Source organism: Burkholderia sp. Ac-20379 (assembly GCF_017104645.1).
Lineage (GTDB): Bacteria > Pseudomonadota > Gammaproteobacteria > Burkholderiales > Burkholderiaceae > Burkholderia.
Window position 1 is genome coordinate 1 of record NZ_JAAGPF010000623.1, and the last position, 1,998, is coordinate 1,998.

Below are 1,998 nucleotides of genomic sequence, written 5' to 3' on the forward strand. Positions count from 1 at the left end.
TGTCGCGCAGCCATTCGGCTTCGCGCGGGCCCAGCGTGTTCGACGCGATCAGCGGCAAACCCGGCGCGCTCGCCGTCGCGCCGATCGTGCGCACGGCCGCGACCTGCTCGGGCTGCGCGTCGCGCAGATAGGCGAACGTCACGCAATCGATCGCCGCGCAGTCGGCGCGGCCGTCGGCCACGGCGGCCAGCGCGAGGCGATGCGCGCCGAACGCCGTGGCCGACGCGAAGAAGCGGCCGTCGCGCGCGAACGGCGCCACGGCGTGCCGCAGCGCATTCATGCCGCTGTGCGAATCGTCGCCGTTGTAGGCCGCGCGCAGGCCGCGGCAGTGGGCCAGCGTCGTCGCGCCGGCCGCGTGCGCGGCGGCCGACACGATCAGCACGCTCGAATAATCGGCGCCGCTGCAGCCCTCGACGTCGAACACGGGCGTGGCGATCGGTTGCGTCACGGCGTTCAGGCCGAGCATGCGGAACGGGTAGCCGCAGGTTTGCGACAGCAGCAGATCGTCGCGCCGCCACAACGGCATCAGCGCGCCGAACGGCTCGGCGAGCAGCGTCACCTCGCGCGTGCCGCCGGCCTGCGCGAACGCGTCGAGCGCATCGGCGAGCAGCGCGCGCCAGAGCGCGCCCAGATGTGGCGTGACGTTGTACATCGGCAACCCGGCGACGCGGCGGCTCATGCGATGCGGCTCCTTTTTCGGTTCGCGGCGGCAGCGCGGGCGGCCCGCGCCCGCCGCACCGACTATAAGGAGCCCCGAACGACGCGGCAAGCCGCCCGGCCTGATAAGCAAATGCGAATCGATTGATTGGCGCGCGGCGTCTGCTTCGTTAGAGTTTTTGCATGAACCGCATCGCCACGCCGGCATCCGCACCATGGCCGAATATTTCGACGTAGACCACGCCAACGCGATCCGCGCGCTCGGAACGCGCCTGACCGCGCGCACCGAATGGCCGACCTGGCTGCTGATCGCGGCGATCTATGGCGGCTGGCTCGCGGTGCTGGCGTGGGTGCGCGCCGGCACGCTGCCGTTCGCGGCGGCCGCGCCGCTGCTGGTGGGGATCGCCACCTGGCAGATGTCGCTGCAACATGAATTGATGCACGGCCACCCCACCCGCATCGACTGGCTGAACCGGCTGCTCGCCAGCCCGCCGCTGGCGATCTGGTATCCGTATCCGCTCTATCGCGACACGCATCTGGCCCATCACCGCGACGAGGACCTGACGATGCCCGGCGTGGACCCGGAAGGCAACTACGTGCCGCGCGGCCAGTGGGCGGCGCTGCCGCGCTGGCTGAAGGCGCTGTGGGTGCTGCGCAAGACGTTTCTCGGCCGGCTTCTGGTGGGCCCGCCGATGAGCGTGGCGGCGATGGCAGTCGACGCGCTCCGCAGGATCCGCGGCGGCGACCGCGCCACGCTGCGCATGTGGCTCGCGCACGGCGCGGCGGTGGCGGCGCTGCTGGCCGCCGTGCAACTGGCGACCGGCATCGCGTGGTGGGCCTATCTGCTGGCCGTGAGCTGGCCGGCGCTGTCGCTGGCGATGGTGCGTTCGCTCTACGAGCATCGCGCCGCCGTGCATCCGAAGGCGCGCATCGTCGTCAACGAGGCCGGCTTCGCGATGCGCCTGCTGTTCCTCAACAACAACTATCACCTCGTCCATCACGACCTGCCCGGCCTGCCGTGGTTCGACCTGCCGCGCGCCTACCGGATGCGGCAGGCGGCCTATGCCGAGAAATGCGGCGGCTTCGTGATTCGCGGCGGCTACCTCGAACTGCTGCGGCGCTACGCCTGGCGGCCGACCGACGCGCCCGAACATCCGTTCCGGCACGCGAGCGCGGCGCTGTCGAACGGCGGCGCACGAATCGCCGTGATCGACGGCTGCCTGCAGATCAGCAGCTAGGCTAGGCGCGCTCGCGCAACGCCGGGGCGGCGGCCTGCCCCGCCTCGGCAACCTGACCCGGCGCACGCGCGCCGAGCCGCCACACCGCCGCCGCCACCGCGAT

The 1,998-nt window shown here is 71.7% G+C and carries 2 protein-coding genes; one reads left to right on the top strand and one right to left on the bottom strand.

Annotated features, from left to right (window positions below; all coding sequences use genetic code 11):
• On the bottom strand, positions 1 to 679 hold a 679-nt coding region (locus G3N92_RS33315; protein ID WP_206131758.1), incomplete at its 3' end, for a PhnD/SsuA/transferrin family substrate-binding protein.
• A 193-nt stretch (positions 680 to 872) separates the two neighbouring features.
• On the opposite strand from G3N92_RS33315, the gene G3N92_RS33320 reads away from it, so the two are divergent.
• On the top strand, positions 873 to 1,895 hold the full coding sequence (locus G3N92_RS33320) for a fatty acid desaturase (protein ID WP_206131759.1): 1,023 nt from the start codon (positions 873 to 875) through the stop codon (positions 1,893 to 1,895).
• The last annotated feature ends 103 nt before the right edge of the window (positions 1,896 to 1,998 follow it).